Source organism: Sporosarcina sp. ANT_H38, from assembly GCF_008369195.1.
Lineage (GTDB): Bacteria > Bacillota > Bacilli > Bacillales_A > Planococcaceae > Sporosarcina.
In genome coordinates, this window is record NZ_VOBC01000001.1 from 1,111,868 (window position 1) to 1,137,727 (window position 25,860).

The window sequence follows — 25,860 nt, forward strand, 5'->3', positions numbered from 1 at the left end:
GCACCAGTACCACCACTGTAATATTTATTGGTACTGACCAAGTATAGAGAAGAAGCGGGTGACGAATTGATGGAATACCTTTTCAGATGGCGAAAGCTCTCGAGTTGCAGGGCTAATGATTCCAACGGTTCTTCGAATGATTGGTGTTTCTATTGGTATTTTAACTGTAAATCGTGGTGTAGAATCGTAAAAAGAGCTTTCGGGTAAAAGAGTTACACCAATTCCTGCTGCTACTAACCCTTTGATGGCATCCATATCTTCTCCTTCTGATGAAGTTTTCGGCGTGAATCCAACGATATTACATGCTTCTACTGCGATTTTTTTTAGTACATATCCTTCTGGAAATAATATAAAATCATCGTTTCTTAAATCAAAAAGTTGTAGCTTCTCACGTTTTGCAAAGGGGTGATTCGAAGGTAAAAGTACAGAGAAATTTTCAGTAAATAATATTGATGTGTTGATCGAGTCATCTTTTGGAGGAAGCGGTCCTAAAAACGCGAGGTTTAGTTCCCTTTTTTTTACAGCGTCGATCAAATAATTATATGACCCTTGACGTAAATGAAACGCTACATTTGGATATTCTTTTTTAAACGCTGAAATGACAGTAGGTAATAAGTGACCCGCTAAACTAGTAGGGAATCCAATTTTGATAGTCCCTTTATCCGGATCTAAATATTCGTCTATTTGTTTTTTTGCATAATCGATCGCTTGCAAAGCAGAAATGCTATGTTCTACAAAAATCTTACCAATCGGTGTTAACTTCACATTTCTACCAACACGTTCAAATAATTCTACTCCAAGTTCATCTTCTAAATTTGCAATTTGTCTACTTACAGCTGATTGGGCTACATGCAAATGAACAGCTGCTTCTGAAATATGTTCACGTTCTGCTACTTCGATAAAGTATCTCAACTGGCGTATTTCCATCGTTCCCTCCTAATCTATCTCAAAAACAGATCATTTATATCCTAATTATATATTGTTTGTATTAGTTTGAAAACATACAATATTAATAAGTTACTTTTTATGGAAGATGGAGGGATACTTATGACATTTCATCAATTACCGAAAGCACAGGGCATGTATGATCCAACGTTTGAACATGATGCATGTGGGATAGGTTTATATGCACATATAAAAGGAAATGCAACACATGATATCGTTAAAAAAGGATTAGAAATGTTATGTCGACTTGATCACCGTGCGGGACGTGGAAGCGATGGTCAAACGGGTGATGGTGCAGGATTGATGGTGCAGATACCAGATGTTTATTTTCGTGTTGTATGTAATGAATGGGATTTGCCGAAAAAAGGAGCTTATGGCGTAGGAATGCTTTTTTTTACAGTCAATAATGAAGAACGTGCGGGCATTGAACAAAAAATTAACGACATGATTATTGCGGAAGGGCAAGAACTCATTGGATGGAGAACAGTTCCAATTAACGCTAGTGTTCTAAGTGGAAAAGCAAAAGAAACAGTACCAGTCGTTCGTCAAGTATTCATCAGAGCAATAAACACAATTGATTCACTTGCATTTGAACGTAAATTATATGTCATTCGAAAACAAGTGGAGCACTGGGCACTACAGCAGGATAAAAAATTCTATTGTGCAAGTCTATCAAGTCAGACAATCGTCTATAAAGGATTACTTACTCCCAAAGAAGTCGATCTTTTCTACGTTGATCTTCAAGATGAGCTATTTACATCTGCCTTTTCATTAGTACATTCTCGCTATAGTACCAATACATTTCCAAGTTGGGAAAGAGCACATCCAAACAGATATATTGTTCATAACGGCGAAATAAATACATTACGTGGAAATATTAACTGGATGAAAGCACGGGAACAACAATTTGTATCAGAAGCATTTGGGGAGGACCTTCCAAAACTTTTGCCAATCATTGATACAGATGGGAGCGACTCTTCCATGTTAGATAATGCATTTGAATTTTTTGTACTTGCTGGTAGAAAACCGGCTCACACTGCCATGATGTTAATACCAGAACCTTGGACAGAAAATCATCATATAACTGAGGAAAAAAAAGCTTTCTATTCTTATCACAGCAGTTTAATGGAGCCATGGGATGGACCAACAGCTATTTCATTTACAGATGGGAAACAAATTGGAGCAATATTAGATCGCAATGGATTACGACCAGCTCGGTACTATGTGACAAAAGATGATTATATTATTTTCTCTTCTGAAGTAGGGGTAGTAGATGTAGAAGAAGAAAATATTTTATACAAAGAACGTTTAACCCCTGGAAGAATGCTACTTGTTGATTTAGAACAAGGTCGTATTATTTCAGACGAAGAAATTAAATCAGATATGGCAAATGCATTACCTTACCAACAATGGTTAGACGGAAATTTAGTAACTATTACATCTGGTATGGAAGAACCAGAGCAAGTAGATGACTTGTTGTTCAAACAAAAAGCATTTGGCTACACATATGAAGATATTCAAAAATACATGATTCCGATTGCATTAGATGGCAAAGACCCAATTGGATCAATGGGGAATGATACACCACTAGCCGTTTTATCAGATCGACCACAATCGTTATTTAATTATTTTAAACAGCTCTTTGCACAAGTAACAAATCCACCAATAGATTCAATTCGTGAGCATATTGTGACTTCTACAATGACGCTACTTGGTGCAGAAGGAGATTTACTGCATCCAAATCCATCTAATAGCGAACGAATCTTTTTAGATACACCTATTTTAACAAATAGCCAGTTTAGCCAACTAAACGAAATGAAATCAAACAAATTCCAATGTGCAACTATAGATTTAACCATGTCCGGAAATTTAGAAATCGATTTACACCATGTTTCTAAACAAGCGGATGAATATATAGCACAAGGAACAACTTTACTCATACTTTCCGACCGACTGTTGGATGTAAAGCAATCTACAATTCCAGTCCTACTGGCTGCAAGTAGCCTCCATCAATATTTACTTCGCACAGGAAATCGAACGAAGGTAAGCATTATTGTGGAATCCGGTGAAGCAAGAGAAGTGCATCAATTTGCTGCTCTGATTGGATTTGGGGTAGATGCGATTAATCCTTATCTTGCATATGCAACAATTGCAGAAGCAATAGAAGAAGGACATATCGATAGTAGCTATGCAGTAGCGGTTGCCAAATATAGCAAAGGTATTGCAGATGGTGTAGTGAAAGTAATGTCGAAAATGGGTATTTCAACTGTTCAAAGTTATCGCGGAGCACAAATTTTTGAAGCGGTAGGGATTAGTAAAGAAGTGATTGAACGTTATTTTACAGGAACTGTTTCCCAATTAGGAGGTATTAATCTAGAAACGATCTTGGATGAAGCGAATAAAAGACATCAAGCAGCTATAGATTCCACTGGGACTTCTTTAGATTCAGGTAGCGATTTCCAATGGAGAAGTACTGGTGAACATCATGCATTTAATCCAAAAACGATCCACACACTTCAGTGGGCTACTCGAAAAGGAGATTACGGTTTATATAGACAATATGCAGAAATGGCGAATGAAGAGCGTATTGGATTTTTACGTAATTTATTGACATTTAAAAAAGATGTTAAATGTCTTCCTCTGGAAGAAGTCGAGTCTGTAGATTCCATTGTCAAACGATTTAAAACGGGAGCGATGTCGTTTGGTTCATTAAGCAAAGAAGCCCATGAAACACTTGCTATTGCGATGAATCGTCTAGGTGGTAAAAGTAATAGTGGGGAAGGTGGAGAACATCCTAGCCGTTATGAACTAGATGCCAATGGAGATAACCGAAGAAGTGCCATTAAACAAATAGCGTCTGGTCGATTTGGAGTAAAAAGTCATTATTTAGTGCAAGCAGATGAACTGCAAATCAAAATGGCGCAAGGTGCGAAACCAGGCGAAGGCGGTCAGTTACCAGGTAGTAAGGTATACCCATGGGTAGCCGATGTTCGTGGATCGACAACTGGAGTTGAATTAATATCTCCACCTCCACATCATGATATTTATTCGATTGAAGATATGGCGCAATTAATTCATGACTTGAAAAATGCGAATAGAACTGCTCGTATTAGTGTGAAACTAGTGGCGAAATCGGGTGTTGGAACGATTGCTGCTGGGGTGGCAAAAGGTACAGCAGATGTGATTGTGATTAGTGGATATGACGGTGGAACAGGTGCATCTCCTAAAACAAGCATTAAACACACGGGACTCCCTTGGGAGCTAGGGCTCGCAGAAGCGCATCAAACATTAATATTAAACGGTTTACGTGATAGAGTGAGGCTGGAAACAGATGGGAAATTGATGACTGGTAAAGACGTTGTAATGGCTGCCTTACTTGGAGCTGAGGAGTATGGATTTGCAACAGCTCCATTAATCGTTTTAGGCTGTATTATGATGCGTGCGTGTCATCTAGATACTTGTCCAGTCGGAATTGCGACTCAAAATCCGGAACTTCGCGATAAATTCACTGGAAGTGCTGATTATGTTGTGAATTTCATGAAGTTCGTAGCGGAAGAAGTTCGTGAGTATATGGCGTTACTTGGATTCAGAACAGTAGAAGAAATGGTAGGACGTGCGGATGTGCTAGAAGTTAGTGTTCGTGCAAAAGAACATTGGAAAGCAAAACAATTGGATTTAACGGCATTGCTTTATCAGCCAGAGGGAGCACGTACGTTTAAAATTCCGCAAAATCATAAAATAGAACAATCATTTGACTTACGTGAATTATTACCAAAAGTAAAACATGCTATTCTAAGTGAATCTAAAGTGGAATTGAATTATCCAATTGCAAACACGGACCGTGTTGTAGGCACGATTATTGGAAGCGAAATTTCCAAACAATATGGTGCTAGAGGATTAGCCGACGATTCGATCACACTTCGATTTACAGGATCAGCCGGGCAAAGTTTTGGTGCGTTTATACCAAAAGGGATGTCTATGTATGTAACAGGGGATGTAAATGATTATTTTGGCAAAGGATTGTCTGGTGGTAAACTGATTGTCACTGCACCTATTCAAGGTGTTGCTGAAGCAAATGTTATTGCTGGAAATGTTGCGCTTTACGGTGCAACAAGTGGAACTGCATTTATAAATGGGCGCGCTGGGGAGCGCTTTGCGGTTAGAAATAGTGGTGTAGATGTTGTCGTAGAAGGCATTGGGGATCATGGCTGTGAATATATGACAGGTGGTCGTGCTGTCATATTAGGGGATGTTGGGAAAAATTTCGGCGCAGGAATGTCTGGCGGAATTGCGTATGTACTTGTTGATGACTTGGACGGATTTAAACAAAAATGTAACACAGGTATGATTGGATTTGAACGAATTGAATTATCAGAAGAAAAACATGCGATTCGCCAATTAATTATGGATCATTATTATTACACGAAAAGCACGAAAGCTATGAACATACTAGATAAATGGGAGGAGAATGTTAGGAGATTTATAAAAGTCGTGCCAAATGAATATAAGAAAATGGTCGACAAAATTGCTGACTATAAACGGGATGGTTTAACAGATGATGCAGCTGCAATGCAAGCATTTTTAGCAACTTCCGTGAACAAAGAAATAATGCCACACACGCTTGTGAAAAAATAAGAGAGGGGGAATAGTAAATGGGTAAACCTACTGGGTTTATGGATTTTAATCGAGAAAAAGGAAAGGAGGAAGCCCCTCTCAAACGTATTAAAAATTGGGGAGAGTATGCCTCGAAGTTAACAGATGAAGCACTTCGAACACAAGGTGCAAGATGTATGGATTGTGGGACTCCTTTTTGCCATATGGGGATTGAAATACGAGGCGCGACTGCCGGATGTCCCATTAATAACTTAATCCCTGAGTGGAATGATTTAGTGTATAAAGGAAAGTGGCAGGAAGCACTAGAAAGATTATCAATGACAAATAATTTTCCGGAATTTACGGGTCGTGTTTGTCCAGCCCCTTGTGAAGGATCTTGTATACTTGCCATTTCAGATCCAGCAGTATCGATTAAAAATATTGAGCGTACGATTATCGATAAAGGATTTGAAAATGGCTGGATAGTACCTAGAATTCCAGTAGAGCGCACAGGGAAAAAAATAGCTATAGTAGGCTCTGGACCTGCTGGACTTGCAAGCGCAGATGAGTTAAATCAAGCGGGTCATTCTGTAACTGTATTTGAACGTGCGGACCGTGCTGGTGGACTACTCATGTACGGGATTCCAAATATGAAACTAGAAAAAGATATAGTCGAACGTCGAATTCAATTACTTCAGCAAGAAGGAATCGATTTTGTGTTAAATACGGAAATTGGTAAAGATATTTCAGCAGATCATTTAAAAGACGAATTCGATGCGATTATTTTATGTATCGGCGCACAGAAACAACGTGAACTTCGTTTGGAAGGTAGCGAATCAAATGGAGTTCATCTTGCAATGGATTACTTAACTTTTACAACCAAAAGTTTGCTAGATTCAAATTTTGCTGACAGGCAATTTATCGATACAAAAGGGAAAGATGTCATCATAATTGGTGGAGGAGATACGGGGGCAGACTGTGTGGCAACAGCAATTCGTCAAAACTGCAAATCCGTTGTCCAGTTCGGAAAACATCCACAGCTACCAAATATAAGAGCGGCAGACAATTTGTGGCCAACCGATCCAAATATTTTTAAATTGGAATACGCTTATGAGGAAGCGGAAGCTAAATATGACAAAGATCCTCGTGAATACTTAATCCAAACGACGAGAATGGTCGCAGATGAGAAAGGAAATTTAAAAGAGCTCCATACAATTCAAATGGAAAAAATACTGGGGGAAGATGGGTTTCATTTCTTTAAAGAAATACCTGGTACAGAAAAAATTTGGCCTGCACAATTTGTGTTTGTTGCAATTGGATTTGAAGGAGCAGAACTTTCATTACCTAACCAATTTGGTGTAAACATTGTAAAGAAGAAAATTGCAGCAACAACAAAAGATTATGCAACAAATGTAGAAGGCGTATTTACTGCAGGAGATGCGAGAAAAGGTCAAAGTCTTATCGTTTGGGCCATTAAAGAAGGGCAAGATGTAGCGAAAAAAGTCAATGAGTATGTAAGTAAGCAGCCAGTCATTTTCTAATATGACCACGTTGGTGGAAGCCAAACGGATGTATGCCTTTTAGTTAAAGAAGGAATTATTTAATTTACTATACTATACTTTTGGTTTATGGAGGAACCTCTTACTAATCCAAAAAACAATAAATCCAATTAGCAATAAAAATGATGAAACACAAACTATACTTAGCAGTGGGTCAATTTTAAAAGCATAAATGAGCTTATCAATTTCATAAATTTGTTGTGGTTCAGTAGCCTTCTCAGGAATGAAAACAATGTGATTTTTCCAATTCGCTTCAATCATAATGTATGAACCTGTCCAAGAAGTTAGAAAAATACTATATGCAAATGCAAACAATAGAAATATTAAAACAATTAACTTTTTCAAATCGTATTACTCCCCCAATAAATTCAGTTAATCCTAATCGTTGTGCAAGAGTTTCTGTACTTAAAGCGAAAGTTGGAAAATACAAAATTAATTTTGACTAGAACAACATAATGATACTGCTCTGTAGCGCGAGGGAAATTGGATTAATCATCCATTTCTCCTCGTTTATTTATTGCCTCTGAATAAGAAAGAAACAAAGAAAGCATGAGTAAGGCGCAAGTAAAACACTTTCTCCTAGTCCATTCGACTGTTTTTTGACAGCAATTTGAATGAAAAAAGGGATTACCGAGTTTGTTTTGAAACTGCATTTATAACCAAGATGTATCTCCAAACTGAGTTATTGTAGAAATTGGTGGTGCCGATAATACATTCAAAGAACTTAATCATAATCGAACTTCCAAAGCATAAGCGGATGTAGTTTATGATTATTACTGGCGCAGAGAAAAGTAATCAGTTTGTTCGCAGTCCAACATATAAAAAATAAGGATTTTTTAAGGAGTTTCTTATTTTTAGTTTTAAAACGAATTCTAAGGGGAAAACATCACTGAATGCAAAAATAGCAGGAGGTGAGCCCATGAATTCGAAACACGAAGAATGCCTAAAAGCTTGTTTAGAATGTCTAGAGGCATGTAACGTCTGTTTTGATGCGTGCCTGAAAGAGGAAGATGTGAAGATGATGGCTGTTTGTATCCGTTTGGACCGTGAATGTGCAGATATATGTGCGTTTGCAGCACAAGCAATGACGCGAAATAGCCCATTTACTAAACAGATTATAGAACTATGTGCAACAGTTTGCGAACTTTGTGCAGAGGAGTGTTCTAAACATAATCACGATCATTGTCAACGCTGTGCTGAATCTTGCCGAAAGTGTGCTGAGGCATGCCGACAAATGGTAGCTTAAGATATGCAGAAAACGCAACCAGTAATGGAGCTATTCCGAGAAGTCGGAGAAAATTTCTTGGAATAGCTTTATTTCTATTTGTGGATTATCCATGATGTATTCAATCTTACATAGTGATAATGAACAGGTTGATTCATAAGTAATATGAAAATGGATTTGATATGTCAATTAATGCTATTGATTGGTTTTATAAAAATACCGGGCATACCCATTTTATTATTAAAGTTTAAGAAATCAGAGGAGTGTTAATCAAATGAAGAAGCAATTACTTATTTTAGGCGCCGCAACAATTATCGGATTAAGTGGATGTGGAAATAATACGAGCGACGAGAAAAGTCCAAACAACAATAATGAATCTAAACATGAAGACATGAATATGGAGATGCACCATTCTGGCACTGGTGAAGTCCCTAAAAACTTGAAAGAGGCAGAAAATCCAACCTATAAAGTCGGAGGTGAAGCAATTATTAAAACTGACCATATGAAAGGTATGGACGGTGCTGTAGCAAATATAGTAGGTGCTTATGATACTACTGCTTACGCTATATCGTATACCCCGGTTACTGGTGGAGAAAAAGTAGAAAATCATAAATGGGTTATCCAAGAAGAGATAAAAGATACTGGTGACAAACCTTTGGAAAAAGGAACTGAAGTTACCGTTGAGGCAGACCATATGGAAGGTATGAAAGGGGCAAAAGCAGAAATTGATTCAGCCGAACAAACTACTGTATATATGATCAACTACACTCCGACTACTGGTGGAGAAGAAGTTACAAATCATAAATGGGTAACAGAAAGTGAACTCTCTGCTAATTGAAGTCTGACTAGCCAAGAGTGAAAGTTCTTTAATTTATGAAAAACGATTATTTACGGGACAGGAGAACACCTTAATTTAAGGTGTTCTATTTATTTCTTTAAAAATTTATTGAACAAAAAAATATATGTAATTACCACATGGATATTTGCTGTTTATCCTATTTCTTCACAGATGTTCCGTGAAGTAAATATGCAAAAACACTCATTCACGCTACAATTGCATTTTTTTCTGCGGATGCAATTCCAGAGTCTCCACAGATTCAGTATGTCAATTCAACTATTTTCTTTAACACCGACGGCTATACTGCCCTTATACTTGGAACGATAAGTGCAGTAATCATATTTATTGAAGGTAGGGGTTTCACCTGGAATTGAGCCAATTGAAAATGTCTGTCCAACTTTCGCTTTAAGTTCATCTATAATTTCTAACGGCTGTTTCGATGTGCTATATCCTTACGCCTCCCGCGTAGAGATAGAATCGAACCTAGAGAATGAACAGTCACACATCAGATACTAAAGAGGTAATTCAATAACTGAATAGTTTGATATATAATGCAATTTGATGTAAACTATGTATGCTATGTAAGAAATCCGATACTATTTTGGTGGTGATAGCTTTCTAGTTGATCGTTCATTGTTGAGCTATAGGTATTTGTTATAATTTTTGCGATTAATGTTGAACCGGTTGTAATAGCTTTAATAAAATACTAATTGGAGTGATTTATTAATGACAGTGTCAATTCGGGAATTATTTGCTGCAAAAGGTTTGGAAATACCAGAAGAAGACTTCAAAGTAGTGGAGACACGGTGGAAAGCGATTGAAAGATTACAAGAAGAAATAGAAGAACTCTCTCTAGAAAGCTATGACATTTCATTACGTAATATTGCTGGAGGTGATCAAGTTGGGTAAAGATCTCATCTCCCTTTCAATAGAAGAATTGGCGCCACTCATTGAAAAAAAAGAAGTTTCACCGGTTGAGTTGACAGACGCGGTATTGAATCAAACGGATGCTCTTAATGGGAGGAATAACGCATACATTTCAATCACGCATGAAAGTGCGAAAGAATTTGCAAAAAAAGCGGAAAGTGAAATTGCTAACGGGAATTATCGTGGAAAGCTCCACGGGATTCCAATGGGAATAAAAGATAATATCTATTTCAAAGATGAAGTGACGACAATGGCATCGAAAATTCACAGTGATTTTGTTTCGGATTATGATGCTACTGTCATTGAAAAACTTAGAGATTCCGGCGTCATTTTTACTGGGAAGCTTAACATGCATGAATATGCTTGGGGTATAACGAATAATAGCCCTCACTTCGGACCAGCGCGTAATCCATGGGATTTAGGTAAGATTCCAGGAGGATCAAGTGGAGGTTCTGGCGTAGCAATTGCTTCAAATATGAGCATTGGAACGTTAGGAACAGATACCGCTGGTTCAATCCGGATTCCATCATCGGCTTGTGGAATTGTCGGGCTAAAACCGACACATGGGCTAGTGAGTAAATATGGATGTTGGCCCCTTGCCTGGTCATTGGATCACATTGGTCCAATGACCAAGACGGTAACAGACGCCGCAGCAATGCTTGAAGTGCTTGCAGGTTATGATAGCAAAGATCCGACTTCCGTAAACGTACCGACAATGAAGTATACGGAAAAGTTAAGTGGGGATGTAAAGGATTTGGTCATCGGCGTCAATGAAGATTATTTCTTTAAGAACGTAGATTCAAATGTAGAGAAATTAGTCCGTGAAGGCATTCAAGCATTGGTAGATCAAGGAGCAAAGGTAGAGGTAGTTTCAATCCCTTCATTGCAATATGCTGAGTATGCGGAGCTGATTACATCCTTATCTGAGGCAAGTACGATTCATCATAAGAACTTGAAAAAACGTCCAAACGATTTTGGTGACGATATCAGGTATCTATTTGAACTCGGTGAAATCCCATCGGCGGTTGATTATTTACAAGCACAACAAATCAGAAGAATGATCAAACTTGAATTCCAACAAGCCTTTGAAAAAGTAGATGTGCTTATCACGCCTACATTACCGTTGATTGTACCGAATATTGGGGAAGACTTAGTCACTATTAATGGTAAGAACGTTGACCTAATCGAAAATATTATCAGATTCACTGGACCGGGTAATTTGACAGGACTTCCGGCATTGACAATTCCATGTGGATTGGTCGACGGAATGCCAGCGGGGATGCAAATTATGGGACCAGCATTCAGAGAGGACATCGTCTTAAATGTCGCATATGCGTTCGAAAAGACGAATCCATTACAAGGTGCACAGCCTAAATCACTTTTAGCTACAGCTGTAAAGTGATTTACTAAAATCATTTTAGTTTGGATCATAAAAAAGCGCATAACATTCTATTTTTGGTACCCGTGCATGAGAAAATCCAGAAAATACATTATGATTTTACAATAATACAATCAAAATCAGAATTATAGGTGTCTGTATGACTAGCTTGTATTATTATTCAATTGTATGAATTGATGGTCTTTTTAAGTGCACTGGTACCCATAGTTTAAATAATTTAATAGAACGTTAGTAATGTCGAAGTAATTTGGTTTTACGTAATAATAAATGGCGCCTTAGTACGGTACAACAATGAAAAAATTGAAATGCAATAAAGAATTTTTACATATTAATACATATTTATAAGTGAATTCATTGATTTTTTATTGATGTTCAGTAAAAAAACCATTTTTACCCATCAGTTTGAAGAGACAATAAAGATGTAACTTAAATTAAAAATCGTATTTAAGAGAGCACTTCTTTTGAATGCGGTTTTTCTGATTATTTATATTGTAGAGTGAAACTATATGTGTAGGTATCTTTCTTCTTGAACTCCTATGAAATAGATAAACTCATACAATTGCTAATAGCGCATGACAAAAAAAGGCTGAGCATCTGAGAATTATAATATAGAATTGATAGGTAAATCATGAATCAGTTCCATCCTACTGAAAATCTAGACAAGCCTGGTGCAGTAACCAGAGTAGGCATAATTGCTACCGTATTGTCTGCGACAGTATTTGATGCACAGTGGTCGTTGGAGTCAGTCTACTAGATAGGCTGCTATATGGAGTCATGGTTGATCGACCTTCTTCGTCAGCTATAGTATCCAATACCCGTTCTACATACATTTTCATACTCTGCTAAGTAGCGCTGATTTTGAGCTACACGTATGGCTGATGTGTAGATTCATTGGATAGTGGCATACACTGGGGTGTTTTTCTATGGCTTCGAATCTAGTCAAGTAATATGTGGTAAAATGAAAATTTGTCAATGATTATTGATATTGTATTTTTCATGAGTGAATGTTTATGGTAAGTGGGGTGTAGAGCCATTCAAATATTTGAAAATCTTACATAAGAGGTTGCCCTTATAAATCCGCAAACAGTGTACCATAAATGTCTATATAAGAAAGGAAAGGAAAGGAAACGAAATGAAAAACATGAAATTTAGCGAAGCGGTTGAACGCTCTTTACAAATAAGAAAAAGCTACCATGATTTAGAGATACAGTATAATGAAAAAGAATGGATGGTAGAAGAAGATGCGTTAGCTTTCCTGACAGATGCTGGTTTGGTCGGTCGTCTAACAATGTCTCAACAAGGTCATTGGCCAGTAAATGGGGAAACTGAATCTGAACTTGAACATAAGATTGGTGAATGCATGTGGTGGCTGATTAATTTGGCTGAACGCTCTTGCATATCTGCTCAGTAAAGGTTATAAATTTAATTAAACGGTTGAAAAGATTTAAAAGAATTTTTTTCATGCTTTATCCAATTCAGCAAGTAAAGATTAGCTTCATATGATGGCTTTGAAAGAAAAGGCGGTTTCTGAACTATCATAACCGTATGACATATCCTTAGCGTCAATTACAAAGTATGTATAGGTTTTAGAGGTTTACAAATAGAAAAACTCTCATTTGTCGCTTAAATATCGAATCATTATCTCAAGTTACAGAATGGTTGTATTTTTACTAGCAATTCGGGAGTAATCGTTTTGATCTTATTGAGAATGAATTATTGAAAGCAAAATCGAAAGAACAATAAATTACACAAAGGGGCATGAAGATGAATAATTACTCTACAACTACTTTAACAATGATTAGAAATTTTGATGTAGCATCTGAAAGAGTTTTTGATGCATGGCTAAACCCGGAGCTGATGAGAAAATGGTTCTTTACATTGGAAGGGACCAATCAGGTGGCGCAAAATAATCCGCAAGTCGGAGGAACTTGGGAAATCATTGACCAGCGCGATGGAAAAGATTATCGAGCGATAGGAGAGTACCTTGAAATTGACCTATCGAAAAAATTAGTGTTTACCTTCAAAATGCCACAATTTAGTGACACAGAAGATACGATTACAGTAGTGTTAAAATCGCTTGAACTAGGCTGTGAAATGACATTTTCACAAGAAATCATCGTTCCACATGAGGAGAATTGGACACCGACTGATATTGAAAAAGCACTTGGAGAGTATCACGATGGATCCGAACATGGTTGGAATTTAATGTTCATGGGACTTAAACAATTAGTTGAGACAGGGAGAGTTAGCTATACAGGCTAAATATCATTTAAGCAATCAAAAGTTGTTTGGATGAACTCGAATATGGACATGTGGGCGCTCTTCATAAGTAAGAAGGCGTCTATTTTTCTCTTTGTTAGATAAAGTGAAGGAAATCCCAAATAATGCGATGAAACTTGTGAATAGTGAAATTGTACGTACACAGAAAACGGAGATGTATCGCTATTATAGTGATTTATTTATTGCGTGATTTGACATTCAGAAAAATAAAAGCTATCATAGATATCTAAAGTCTGTGATTAGGGTGGTTTAGTGACATGAAATATTCTAAAGCGACGAATTATGCACTTCATACGATTATGTATCTAACAGTGGTTACCCCTGAAAAGCGGATTGGTGTTCAACAATTGGCTGAGAAACAAGGGGTTTCCCCTACGTACTTGTCTAAGATATTAACAAAACTAGTTAAGGCAGGCATGATTGAATCAGTATCAGGGGCGAATGGTGGCTATAAGTTAAAACCGAATTGGGAAGCGATTTCATTCTTAGATATTATTCATGCAATAGAAGGATCGACTTCCTTATTTGATTGCTGTCTAAATCATAATCCTGAATGCTTAATTCAAAAGGCGATGGTTTCTGCAGAAGAAAAAATGGAGCAAGAATTAAAAAATCAAACAATAGGTGATCTTGCAAAGAAAATGTCAGTGATTCTTTAAATTATTGTTTTTTAATTTTATTAAGGTTATTATAGATACTTTATGTCCTTAATGCAAATAGTTATGGATTACTTGGAAGTAGGGATGAGGAATATGGATAATTTTGATTGTATAATTATTGGGGCTGGACCAGCTGGTTTAAATGCTAGCTTAACGTTGGGTAGAGCAAGAAGAAAGATAGCAGTATTAGATGATGGAACAAACAGGAATAGAGTTACGCAAGAGACGCATGGTTTTATCACACGGGATGGCATTAAACCGCAGGAATTTAAAGACCTTGGCTTCGATGAACTGAAAAGATATCCTTCCGTATCTATTTTTAACACGACGGTTACTGAAATTACTAAAGAACCTACTAGTGAGCGATTTAAGGTCACGACAAAAGATGGGCATAAATACCTGACGGAAAAAATCATTTTAGCTACAGGCGTTCAAGAAGTGTTTCCGGACATTCCATCTATTAGAACATACTACGGGAAAAGTCTGTTTAGTTGCCCGTATTGCGATGGCTGGGAACTTCGGGACAAATCCTTAATTGTCATCGCTGAAAAAGAAGATCACGCGCTGCATTTGGCTAAACTTGTGTATAACTGGTCAGAAGATTTAGTAGTTGCAACCAATGGCAATGAAATGTCTACGGTAGGCGTAGAACAGTTACAACAACGTGGCATTAAGGTGAGGACAGAACCGATTCTAAAATTACACGGGGATGATGGCTATTTACAACAGGTTGAGTTTAAGTCTGGAGAGATTATCGCAAGAACAGGCGGATTTGTCGTACCTTCTTTTTATCGTCCAAACAAATTTGTTGAACAAGTAGGTTGCGAGATAACAGAATTGGGAGCGGCTGTAACAGATGGTTTGGGACGCACATCTGTAATGAATATTTATATTGCTGGAGAGACAGAGAAAGCAGGACCCTCGTCTTTACTATATGCTGCCGCTGATGGTAGTAAAGCTGCATTTTCTGTGAATATGGATTTAACAATGGAACGTTTTTGAAGTTGAGGAAGCTAGATGAGGAAGACTGGTGAAATTTACTCGTTGTAAAGCGAATAGAATCGTTTTACAACCGGGTATCTTGCACTACAAAATTAAAAGAGGTGGATTTATAATGACAGAAGAACTTGCATTCAATTCAAAACATACGATCGCATACGAGGCAAACGCTCGAAACTCGATTCCGACATATGATATGTTATTTTCGATGATTCAATCCTATTTTCGAGTTCAATTGGGCGAAAAAGAGGCGTCATTGCTCGTGGTTGGAGCGGGTGGCGGCAATGAACTATCCGCATGGGGACCATCTAACCCCAAATGGGCATTTACCGGAGTTGACCCTTCTAAAGATATGCTTCAGATGGCTATGCATAAATCTGTTCAATTAGGCTTGGAAGACCGCGTCAAACTTATTCAGGGAACGGTTTCCGACATACCGCTTACAGACTCGAAGTTTGACGCGGCAAGTTGTATATTGGTTCTTCATTTCATAAAAGATGTTCAACAGAAGTTAGAACTGCTTAGAACCATTAAGGATAAGTTGAAGCCGGGAGCTCCATTCGTGCTTGTTACTGCATACGGAGATCCTGCGGAAGCCGAACTTCAAGACAGAATAAACGTATGGAAAAGCTTTTTCTTTGATGTTGGGTACGATGCGTCTAAATTGGACGAGATGGGCAAAATGATTATGAATATTTCTTTCATTCCTGAACAACAAATTGAACAACTATTACAAGAAGCTGGTTTTACGAATAGTACACGATTTTATTCAACTGGCCTTTTCGCTGGATGGATTTGCCATGCAGAATAATTTGTTAGATATCAATCGATAAGTTAACCCGGTTTCATTGCTATATCGGTAAAATTAGTGAAATAAGGATTTCAAAAAGGTATCAGATATTGTATTAAAGCTATAGATATCCTTAGAATTAATATAAAGCAACGGTGCCTCACCTCATTGGTTATCAGAAACCAATGGGGTATTTTTTCGGAAAACTCACTTGCCTATAGTATATATAAGAGCATTCCTGCTATGAAATACTAGAGAGGTTAAACAGAGGATTTGACGCTGGAGAATTAAGATAAGCGTCAAGATATCAGTCGCAGGTTAGCCTGTGAAAAAGCAAAAGAGGAGGCAAGTGCGATTCTAGTAAGTGATGAAATTGTAGCTAAAATGATCTTACACAATCCTGGTCAGCGATATTACGAGTTACTAATTGAAGCTATTAACAAAGTAGAAATTGATTGTCACGTGAAAAAATGCAACCCGCTAAGTAAGTTGATGACGAAAAACGAAAAAATGTATTTGATATGATTTGCCAGACCAAGAAAATCTATATAACTCTAGGCTATTAGTATTGTAATCGGTAATTTCATTCATTTTTTCAAGATTCATTTTTAAATTCTTTTTTATATACTTTTTAAAAAGTCTGTATAATTAAATTTATTTGAATAAAATCCCCTCTTTTCTAGAGGGGACGATGATATTAATATAATGGTCTTTGATTCTGGCAAGGTGGAAATCCATTTATATCCTGAATCATATAGAAATCGTATTTTTTTAAGGCGAATTGTGACTGATATAAGTATTCAATTACAAGAAGTTTTCCGTTAGATGTACCGCACAAAATGCCTGAAGTCCCTTGACCATTTGATAATGAAATTCCGATAGGCTGACCAATTAAATGTCCGATTTTTTGTTGCCATGGCATAGTCCTCACTCCTTCTATACAGGATATTAATTATGGAGTTTTTAAGTGCCTGTCTGGCTACACAGAAATGAAAATTTGTTGATTATACGAACACTAAGTGTAGAAAAAGAGAAGAATCACTCTTTCCTTTTTCCATTGAGTTTTCTTGAAATTTCTTTACGTACAGTGTTTCGTTCTTTTTGGATATTGATAAAGCTAACTGCAAACTAAATAACAAACCCCGCAATAACTATATTCACAAAGACTTGATTGAAAATAATTATTCCGAAACCAATGATATTCATCCAACTCTTGCTCCTTCCCCCCCAAAACCGGCTCTAGACGAATTGAGTCCGAATCATATACGATATCAGACCACCATGTGTGAACAAAGGAAAACCGAGGATGACTGCTCGGTATGTTATCTCATCCATAATGCTCTCCTTGACTTTATGAGTATGTGGTTTGATATTGTATTCAATATCAGTGCATTAATCGGGCTTGGAATTTCTACACTTACGTATTAGCAAGTTCGATATGGTGAAAGAGTTCTGCTGATTCCGAGACTTGAAGTCGCCATATGAAACAGCTTTCATTCTTCAAGCCGATTTATTGTTAATTAAGGCCGAAAAATCGGCTTATTATGCCGTTTCTACGGTCACTCGAGTGAATAATTAATGATAAAGGCTTGTTTAATAAGTTGGCACGATACTTGCAATATTAAAGATGAACAACAAAATATGGAAGCTAAGATAAAAGGGAGGAATTAATTATGAAAACAGCAGTTGAAAGCGGAGTTGAACAAACAGGAGAACTATTCATGCAAGCGGCAGTTGTAAGCGAATTCAATAAAGAGCTAGAGGTTCAAGAAGTGCCAAAGCCGAAACCAGGTCCTGGTCAAGCACTTGTGAAAATTGAAGCGTGCGGTGTTTGTCATACTGATTTACATGCGGCACAAGGCGATTGGCCAGTAAAACCGAAATTACCTCTTATACCAGGACATGAAGGTGTTGGTATTGTTGAAGAAGTCGGCGAAGGGGTTACGGCTGTAAAAGTAGGGGATCGTGTAGGGATTCCATGGCTATATTCGGCATGTGGGAAATGTGATTATTGCCTGAGCGGTCAAGAGACACTCTGTCCTGACCAAGAAAATGGTGGTTATTCTGTTGACGGGGCATATGCAGAATATTGTCTTGCAGCAGCGGATTATGTGGCGAAAATTCCTGAAAGTTTAAGTTCTGTGGATGCGGCACCAATTTTATGTGCAGGTGTAACGACATACAAAGCACTTAAAGTGTCCGGAGCAAAACCAGGTGACTGGGTAGCGATTTATGGAATTGGTGGACTTGGCCATGTCGCGCTCCAGTATGCAAAGGCAATGGGATTCAATGTTGTAGCGGTCGATATTGCTGATGAAAAACTGGAACTTGCGAAGCAACTAGGCGCTGATGAAACGGTAAATGGATTAAAAGAAGATCCAGTTGAAGCAATTAAATCACGCGTTGGCGGAGTGCAGGCGGCAATCAGTGTAGCGGTCACGAAGATAGCGTTTGAACAGGCATATCGTTCTGTTAAACGTGGCGGAACTCTTGTAGTAGTTGGGTTGCCAAATGTTGAGCTACCGATTCCTATTTTTGATACAGTGTTAAACGGTGTAACCGTGAAAGGCTCAATCGTCGGTACGCGTATTGATATGAAAGAAGCACTTGATTTTGCAGCTCGGGGTAAGGTGAAAGCACAGATTGAAACTGCACCGCTGTCTGAGATTAACACTATTCTAGACAAAATGGTCCAAGGGAAGATTAATGGAAGAGTTGTACTGAAGTTTTAATTCTGGTATTCAAAAAGGACTACCCAACAAGTCGGTATTTAGCTGATTTGTGGGTGGTCATTTTTTTGCATATAAAAACCGTCTCATTCGTTTTAGTGAGCGCAACAAAATAGCGGCGAATTTCTGAAGGTGACTAAGATTCTAATTTTATCGTTTATGTTTCGTTTAAATAATAGCGTATTTTTCTGCGTGAGATACCAAGATTTTCGGACGTTTCTTTACGATTGCCTGCCGTTTCATGTAGCGATTTTTTGATCATTGCTACAGCGGTCCGTTTTTCCATGCTTTTCATAAGGGCAAGTAATTCTTCGAGAGGAAATTGTTCTTGTTCGTTATAAATGCTCATGATCTTTTCGGAAAACAACTTCCATTCATCAGGGAAGTGAAGCGGTTCTTTCGAGACTGCTGCTGGATAAAGCTGTTTTAGGCCAGTAATTTTTGGTGGTAGCAGATCTGGAGTAATTACGGATCCTTTCGTTGAAATAGCGGCTATCTGACGAATAATGTTTGACAGTTCGCGCATATTTCCCGGCCAGTCATATAGCTTCATTCGTTCTACTGTTTCGGGAGAAAATAGGATACTTTCCCCGTAGCGCTTGAGCAATGAATCGATTAGTAGCGGAATGTCTTCACGACGTTCGCGGAGCGGTGGAATAACTAATTTAACAATATCAAGTCGGTATAATAAATCTTCCCGGAATGAACCACGCTGCACCGCTTCTTCTAAATTTACGTGAGAGGCGGCGATAATACGTGCGGATGTACGCTCAGCGCTCGTCCCACCAATTTTAATATATTCACCTGTTTCGAGCACCCGCAATAGTTTTACCTGTGTAGAGACCGATGCTTCGGCTATTTCGTCAAGAAATAGAGTACCTGATGAAGCTGCTTCAAAATACCCAGCTCTATCTGTCAAAGCACCAGTAAAAGCTCCTTTCACATGACCAAATAGTTCACTTTCAAGTAGTGATTCAGAAAGAGCGCCGCAGTTAATGTTCATTAATGAGCCAGTGGGGCGATCGCTTGCAGCATGAAGAAACTTCGCAAGCACTTCTTTTCCTGTCCCCGTTTCTCCTTCGATTAACACAGTAATCCGTTTCGGAGCAATTTTATAAGCAAGTTGATACAGCTGATGCATCGAACGGCTTGTCCCAAGAAAACATCCGATCTCACGGGCAATTCTTTGATAATCAGTTTCCTTGGGTAATACACTTTTCTGATTTCCAAGAAGTCCGTCGATTAGCTGGTCTATCACGTTAATATCTTCAAATGGTTTTTCTATAAAATCAGCTGCACCATGCTTAATCGCATCAACGGCTATTTTTACTGTACTATAGCCTGTCATAATGACACATTGGATATGTGGTGCTGTTGTTTTTACCATCTTTAGTATTTCAATCCCACTTCTGTCCGGCAGTCGTACGTCAATAAATGCAAGCTTAAATGGGGAAAAGTCACTAATTTGATCAAAATCTTTTCCGCTTTTTACATGTGTTGTTTTAAAACCTTTTAATGCAAAAAGACGTGATAAAAATCGACCAAGTTCAACTTCGTCTTCAACAACCAAAATATGAGTCATGACTTCACAGCCTTTCATCGGACATTGGGATTGTTAGGGTAAATGTCGTACCACTACCTTGCATCGTTTCAACAGATAACATTCCGCCATGCGCTTTCGCAATCCCGAAACTAACGGACAAGCCAAGACCAGTTCCGCTGTCAGCATCTTTTGTTGTGAAAAAAGGATGAAAGATATCATTTAGTACGTCCTTTGCAATGCCAGTGCCATTATCAGTTATACATAAGAGTAATGAATCACCATCTATTTTCGTCTGAATAAAAATGGTTTTTTCATCTACATCAGCTGATTTAAATGCATCTTTTGCATTCATCAGCAAGTTGACTGCTATTTGACTCAACTGCTGCAAATTACCGTTCAAAGTTGGAAGGCTAGGGGCTAGATCTATGTCGATTGAAATATGTTGTTGCTCAATTTGTCGACGCGTTAAACTAAGTGCTTCGTTGACGGCATCGTTTAAAGAACATGGTTTAAAAGAAAAATTTCCTTGGCGTGAAAAGACGAGTAGACTACGAATAATCGTCATGCAGCGCTTGCCGCACTGGTCAATGTCGTCTAGCAAAGGTTTTATTTGCTTATCAGCCGATTGTGTCCTAAGCAGAAGCTGTGTGTTTCCAATAATTGATGTTAGTGGGTTGTTTAGTTCGTGCGCGACCCCCGCGGCCATTTCTCCAATTGCTGCAAGCTGCCCAGAATGCATGAGCTGCACTTCCAACAGTCTTTTTTCGGTTATATTTTTGCGATAAATAATGACGGCGTCAATTGACTCATCTGGTCCGAAAAGGGGATAGCACGAACAATCATAAATGTCATTTCCATGGTTAAGCTCAGCGGATTGTGGACTTTTTGTAGCTATTGTCTTTTGAAAAGGGTCCTCGGTATAACGGCTAGCTTGTTTCATGATGGGTCGGATATCTTGGCCAATCTCAAGGGGCCAGTCCAATCGCGCAGCATTATTTCTAGATAAAATAGTACCATCAGAAGCAATGATTAAAATTGAGTCCGATACCGCTCGAAATGTTTCTTCCCAGCGCTGCTTACCGGCCAAAACCTCTCCGTATAGACGTGCATTTTCCATACAGACCGCGATTTGGTCAGCTAAATGAAGAAAAAAAGATTTATCCTCTTCATCGAATTCCAAAGACGAGCGGCTACCAAGTGATAAAACACCGATTGTTTTTCCGCTACTTTTTAATGGAAACAAATGAACAGAAACAAGTCCAAGATGTCGAAAGCCTTCTTTCTCAAAAAATGAATCGGTATTGCTTTCGTGATAAATCGCGTATTGACCTGTTACAAAGACATTATTATAAAGGGATCCAGCGCCTGGAAATAGAGTGTTTTTTTCGAGATAAGTGTCCTGTTCTGGATATACATATGACATAACAAGTTTTTGATCATTCCCAAGTGCTGTACTGATACGATCAATCGAGTAAACAGTCTTTAATGTAATGAGTGTATTTTGTAACATATCTGTCACAGAAAAATCAGCTGTAAAACTTTTCATAACCTCATTGATCATTTCAAGTTGGCTATTTTTCTTTTTCAATTCATCAACTGTAGTTTTCAATTCCGTATAATAATTATGTTTGGAAGATTGAACACCAGTTAAGAGATCAATCATTTCATGTCTTCTCATAGAGATCACCTACAAGGCCTGTCGGAGAAGAAAAGCGACTTCTTCTGCAGAGATATCTCGAGGATTGGTGATCATACAAGCATCTAACAGCGCTATCTGACTGATTTCAGGAATCGCTGACTCTTCAAAGCCCATTTCCGACAATGTAAGCGGCGCACCAATATCAACCGCAAGATTCCGCACATGACTAATCGCTTTTTTGCCTGCTGCTGATACTGAAAGTGTTGCAATATCTTCGCCCATTAATTCGGCCATAATCTTAAACTTATTTGGGGCGGCTAGTGCATTAAATTCCATAACATGAGGTAGAAGTACAGCATTAATATCTCCATGTAAAAAAGGGTAGCGGCCACCGATTGTATGGGCCATCGCATGAACTGCGCCAAGGATTGCATTAGAAAAAGCGAGACCGGCATGAAGGCTTGCCATTGCCATTTTTTCTTTTGCATCTTTATTGTAACGGGAAGCAACAGATGGACGTAAAAATTGCGTCGACAATGCAATCGCACTTTTAGCGTGAACATCAGTCAGTGGTGTTGCAGCAATGCTGACGAAAGATTCAATTGCGTGAGTTAGCACATCTAGTCCTGTCGAGGCAGTAAGTCGAGCACTCTTCGTGGCAAGAACATCGGGATCAATAATGGCGATATCAGGTACAAGTGACTTTGAAACAATCGTCATTTTTTTCTGCCTTTCAGTATCCACGATAACGGAAAACTGGGACACCTCAGAACCTGATCCAGCAGTCGTTGAAACCATTACGAGGGGGGGAAGGGGTTTTGAAATTTGATCTACTCCCTCATAATCACGAATCTGGCCCCCGTTTGTTACTAGAATTGCGGCTGCCTTAGCAATGTCAATCGCGCTTCCACCTCCAACCCCAATTAATGCATCGCAATCATTTTCGAGATAAACGCGAGCACACATCTCGGCTTCTTGCTCTGTTGGATTAATACTGATTTCGGAAAAAATAATAGAGGAGAGCCCGGCTTCCCGACAACTTTTCTCAGTAATCTCTGCCCAACCGGCTTTAATCACACCTGGATCTGTCACAATAAGCACATTTCGAGCACCAAGCCGAGCACAACTTTCTCCGGCTTGATGAATTGAGCCACTCCCAAAAATCACTTCAGGCATAACAAATTTAAACATTATGGCGCACCACCTTAGTTGTTAAATAATTCCTTCTATTGTAACATTTATTTTGCGAGTAAAGTAATAGCGAAATAGAGTAGTTAGTTCCGTTATTCAAAAAGTAACAACCTGGATGAGAGGGCTGATAGTAAGATTTGAGGAAATGAATGATAGGCTCTTCATTAACTATTTGACATACCATACGGGGGTATGTTAAGTTGGGATCATTAATAGGTAGGAGGTAGTCAAAATGAAAGAGATAATGCAAGTACAAGGGATGTTTTGTACTTGTTGTGTCAATTTAATTGAAGGAAGTGTAGGCTATACCGTCAGCTATTTTCAACAATAGTAAATCAACCTTTGTTCATGTCATATGCATGTATATAGTGGATTATAGGATTATGCCTTTAGGTATGATCATTCTTTTTAAACAATATATACCCCATATGAGTATGAGGAATAGCTACATAATGTTAGGTCGAGAGTTATACTAGAGAACGACAGTAAGATAAGGAGCGATTTTTCATGCATGATCACGACCATGGTCATCACCACAGTCACGCTAGAGAAGGAAATAAAAAAGGACTTGCGATAGCATTCATAATTACAGCGGGAATTATGCTGTTAGAGTTTTTTGGAGGGTTGCTGACGAACAGCTTGGCTTTGCTGGCTGATTCGGGGCATATGTTGAGTGACGCGGGGTCGTTGGCGCTAAGTTTAGTAGCAATTTGGTTTGCTGCGCGTGCGGCGTCTCCCAATAAAACATATGGTTATTATCGATTTGAAATTTTAGCGGCATTATTTAACGGGGTGACGTTGTTTGTCATCGCAGGAATGATCATTTACCAAGCGTATGGGCGTTTCTTTGAGCCACAAACTGTTGCGAGTGGTTCGATGATCATCATTGCGCTCATTGGATTAGCGGCTAATCTGCTAAGTGCTTGGTTTTTAATTAGCAAAGGAGATGTGAAAGATAATGTGAATTTACGCAGTGCCTATTTGCATGTCCTCGGCGATGCACTAGGTTCTGTAGGTGCGATTATTGCCGGGATTGTTATGTACTATTTTGACTGGTATGTAGCAGATCCAATTATCAGTGTTGTCGTTGCATTGTTAATCCTAAAAGGAGCATGGGGGATTATTAAACAGACGGTTCATATTCTTATGGAAGGAACACCGATTACAATTGATCAACAAGAGGTCAAGCAGACATTAGAAGCAATCGAAGGAGTCATCAATGTACATGATCTTCATGTATGGACGATCACATCTGGATTGGATTCTCTTACTTGCCACCTGCTAATTGAGGATAAACAAGATGAGCAGCGAATACTTCAACAAGCGATTCAACAAATCGAACAGCAGTTTAAAATCATCCATACGACGATTCAAATTGAAAAGTCTGATTTGCAACATGAAACAGCTATCGTCTAACTAAAGAGATGAATGTGGGAGATAATGTAGAGAATTAGATGCCAAGCAACTAGCAGTCATAGCAAAGTATATAAGTGAAGGCGATGAACTGGAGTTGACTTGTTATCCAGTTAAAATTTTTGCGGAAAGCCTAAGAACCCACAATTTTTGTGAAGGTTCTGAACAAGTGGGGATGCCCGTTGCAATTGAACTAAATAAGTGTATCGTAGGACAACCCGTTCCTACCACATTGCGTCCAGCCTATCCTGGATGCCTGGTTGGTTGTGGTGAGCCTTTAGTCAATGACATATGTGGCGTGAAAACTAGAATAGGCATGATTTATATTAGGGAAATGCCAAAATGGGTACTATACTACTGGAAGAGTTATGATTGAACAGTTATATCAGGCGGTCGGAAAATTCATATGATTTAAAGGAATCATGACAAAAGAAGAGTACCTTTTTTCAAATTTCGTGCATCTTTTTGGAGTAGATAACCTAAAAAGCGAACTCGTTGACCCACTCCAAGTAAAGTGCTAGTATAGGGGTACGGGGTATCTGTACCTGCTTAAGGAGGCGAGATCATGGAGGAATCATCTAAAACAACAGTCCAACCCAATAAACAACAGCTTCTTAACCGATTAAAACGTGTCGAAGGACAAGTAAGAGGCGTTCATCAAATGGTCGAGAATGATCGCTATTGTGTAGATATTTTGCATCAGATTAGCGCGATTCAATCAGCTATGAATAAGGTTTCTTTGGCTTTACTAGAAGATCATACCCATCACTGTGTAGTGAATGCGATTAAAGGGCAAAATGGTGAAGCGGCCATTAAAGAATTGATGGATGTCATGAAAACTATGACGAAATAAAAACAGCAATTTGCTTGACATACCTAACAGGGGTATAGTAAATTGGTAATAACAACTAAAACAGGAGGTTTTTGAGATGAAAGAAACTTTAAAGGTAGAAGGTATGTCATGTAATCATTGTGTAAACTCAATAGAAACGAGCGTTGGGGAACTTACTGGTGTTTCAACAGTTAAAGTAGATCTTGGCAATAATGAAGTATCGGTAGAATTTGACAATGCAACTACATTCGCTCAAATCAAAGAAACGATTGAAGAGCAAGGCTACGAACTCGTTTAAA

General features: G+C 38.4%; 21 protein-coding genes. 15 read left to right on the forward strand and 6 right to left on the reverse strand.

Annotated features, from left to right (window positions below):
• Positions 1-24: 24 nt before the first annotated feature.
• Positions 25-927, reverse strand: a complete 903-nt coding sequence (gltC, locus tag FQ087_RS05130; protein WP_149579444.1) for a glutamate biosynthesis transcriptional regulator GltC — start codon at positions 925-927, stop codon at positions 25-27.
• Positions 928-1,047: 120 nt separating this feature from the next.
• Between gltC and gltB the strand changes: the two genes are divergently transcribed.
• Both gltB and gltD read left to right on the forward strand, forming a co-directional pair.
• Complete coding sequence (gene gltB, locus FQ087_RS05135) at positions 1,048-5,580, forward strand: glutamate synthase large subunit (RefSeq protein WP_149579445.1); 4,533 nt, start codon at positions 1,048-1,050, stop codon at positions 5,578-5,580.
• 17 nt (positions 5,581-5,597) lie between these two features.
• Positions 5,598-7,079, forward strand: coding sequence for a glutamate synthase small subunit (gene gltD, locus FQ087_RS05140; RefSeq protein ID WP_149579446.1), 1,482 nt, complete (start codon positions 5,598-5,600; stop codon positions 7,077-7,079).
• A gap of 72 nt (positions 7,080-7,151) precedes the next feature.
• Here the strand turns inward: gltD and FQ087_RS05145 are convergent, their stop codons facing one another.
• Entirely contained in the window at positions 7,152-7,442 is a 291-nt protein-coding gene (locus FQ087_RS05145; RefSeq protein WP_149579447.1) for a DUF4306 domain-containing protein, read from the reverse strand.
• A 574-nt stretch (positions 7,443-8,016) separates the two neighbouring features.
• On the opposite strand from FQ087_RS05145, the gene FQ087_RS05150 reads away from it, so the two are divergent.
• The 9 genes from FQ087_RS05150 to FQ087_RS05190 all read left to right on the forward strand — a co-directional run bounded on the left by FQ087_RS05150 (position 8,017) and on the right by FQ087_RS05190 (position 16,235).
• On the forward strand, positions 8,017-8,343 hold the full coding sequence (locus FQ087_RS05150) for a four-helix bundle copper-binding protein (RefSeq protein ID WP_149579448.1): 327 nt from the start codon (positions 8,017-8,019) through the stop codon (positions 8,341-8,343).
• Between the two features lie 253 nt (positions 8,344-8,596).
• Positions 8,597-9,160 (forward strand): YdhK family protein, encoded by a 564-nt coding sequence (locus tag FQ087_RS05155; protein WP_149579449.1) that lies wholly within the window; start codon positions 8,597-8,599, stop codon positions 9,158-9,160.
• Between the two features lie 726 nt (positions 9,161-9,886).
• Positions 9,887-10,069 (forward strand): hypothetical protein, encoded by a 183-nt coding sequence (locus FQ087_RS05160; RefSeq protein WP_149579450.1) that lies wholly within the window; start codon positions 9,887-9,889, stop codon positions 10,067-10,069.
• On the forward strand, positions 10,062-11,489 hold the full coding sequence (locus FQ087_RS05165) for an amidase (RefSeq protein WP_255452148.1): 1,428 nt from the start codon (positions 10,062-10,064) through the stop codon (positions 11,487-11,489). Before FQ087_RS05160 ends, FQ087_RS05165 begins: the two co-directional genes overlap by 8 nt.
• A gap of 1,129 nt (positions 11,490-12,618) precedes the next feature.
• Positions 12,619-12,897 carry a nucleoside triphosphate pyrophosphohydrolase family protein gene (locus FQ087_RS05170; protein ID WP_149579452.1) on the forward strand — a complete coding sequence of 93 codons (279 nt, stop codon included), beginning with the start codon at positions 12,619-12,621 and terminating at the stop codon, positions 12,895-12,897.
• Between the two features lie 353 nt (positions 12,898-13,250).
• Entirely contained in the window at positions 13,251-13,748 is a 498-nt protein-coding gene (locus tag FQ087_RS05175; RefSeq protein ID WP_149579453.1) for an SRPBCC family protein, read from the forward strand.
• A gap of 275 nt (positions 13,749-14,023) precedes the next feature.
• Positions 14,024-14,425 (forward strand): Rrf2 family transcriptional regulator, encoded by a 402-nt coding sequence (locus FQ087_RS05180; RefSeq protein WP_149579454.1) that lies wholly within the window; start codon positions 14,024-14,026, stop codon positions 14,423-14,425.
• 93 nt (positions 14,426-14,518) lie between these two features.
• The gene (locus FQ087_RS05185; protein WP_149579455.1) at positions 14,519-15,427 is read left to right on the forward strand and encodes an NAD(P)/FAD-dependent oxidoreductase; all 909 of its coding nucleotides are present in this window, start codon (positions 14,519-14,521) and stop codon (positions 15,425-15,427) included.
• Between the two features lie 112 nt (positions 15,428-15,539).
• Complete coding sequence (locus FQ087_RS05190; RefSeq protein WP_149579456.1) at positions 15,540-16,235, forward strand: class I SAM-dependent methyltransferase; 696 nt, start codon at positions 15,540-15,542, stop codon at positions 16,233-16,235.
• Between the two features lie 676 nt (positions 16,236-16,911).
• On the opposite strand, the gene FQ087_RS05195 is transcribed toward FQ087_RS05190, so the two are convergent.
• A complete protein-coding gene (locus FQ087_RS05195) occupies positions 16,912-17,136 on the reverse strand; it encodes a hypothetical protein (RefSeq protein WP_149579457.1) in 225 nt (74 codons plus the stop codon).
• Positions 17,137-17,935: 799 nt separating this feature from the next.
• Between FQ087_RS05195 and adhP the strand changes: the two genes are divergently transcribed.
• Entirely contained in the window at positions 17,936-18,946 is a 1,011-nt protein-coding gene (gene adhP / locus FQ087_RS05200) for an alcohol dehydrogenase AdhP (RefSeq protein ID WP_149580759.1), read from the forward strand.
• A 154-nt stretch (positions 18,947-19,100) separates the two neighbouring features.
• Here adhP and FQ087_RS05205 read toward each other — a convergent pair whose 3' ends face one another.
• From FQ087_RS05205 to FQ087_RS05215, 3 genes are read right to left on the reverse strand one after another with little or no spacing between them, the layout of a single operon-like run.
• Complete coding sequence (locus tag FQ087_RS05205; RefSeq protein ID WP_149579458.1) at positions 19,101-20,525, reverse strand: sigma-54-dependent transcriptional regulator; 1,425 nt, start codon at positions 20,523-20,525, stop codon at positions 19,101-19,103.
• 4 nt (positions 20,526-20,529) lie between these two features.
• Positions 20,530-22,164, reverse strand: coding sequence for a GAF domain-containing sensor histidine kinase (locus FQ087_RS05210; protein ID WP_149579459.1), 1,635 nt, complete (start codon positions 22,162-22,164; stop codon positions 20,530-20,532).
• Between the two features lie 9 nt (positions 22,165-22,173).
• Complete coding sequence (locus FQ087_RS05215) at positions 22,174-23,316, reverse strand: iron-containing alcohol dehydrogenase (RefSeq protein WP_149579460.1); 1,143 nt, start codon at positions 23,314-23,316, stop codon at positions 22,174-22,176.
• 507 nt (positions 23,317-23,823) lie between these two features.
• Between FQ087_RS05215 and FQ087_RS05220 the strand changes: the two genes are divergently transcribed.
• From FQ087_RS05220 to copZ, 3 genes are all read left to right on the forward strand, one after another.
• Positions 23,824-24,732 carry a cation diffusion facilitator family transporter gene (locus FQ087_RS05220; RefSeq protein WP_149579461.1) on the forward strand — a complete coding sequence of 303 codons (909 nt, stop codon included), beginning with the start codon at positions 23,824-23,826 and terminating at the stop codon, positions 24,730-24,732.
• 562 nt (positions 24,733-25,294) lie between these two features.
• Positions 25,295-25,582, forward strand: a complete 288-nt coding sequence (locus FQ087_RS05225; RefSeq protein WP_149579462.1) for a metal-sensitive transcriptional regulator — start codon at positions 25,295-25,297, stop codon at positions 25,580-25,582.
• Positions 25,583-25,658: 76 nt separating this feature from the next.
• A complete protein-coding gene (gene copZ / locus FQ087_RS05230; RefSeq protein ID WP_082786566.1) occupies positions 25,659-25,859 on the forward strand; it encodes a copper chaperone CopZ in 201 nt (66 codons plus the stop codon).
• Position 25,860 lies beyond the last annotated feature (1 nt).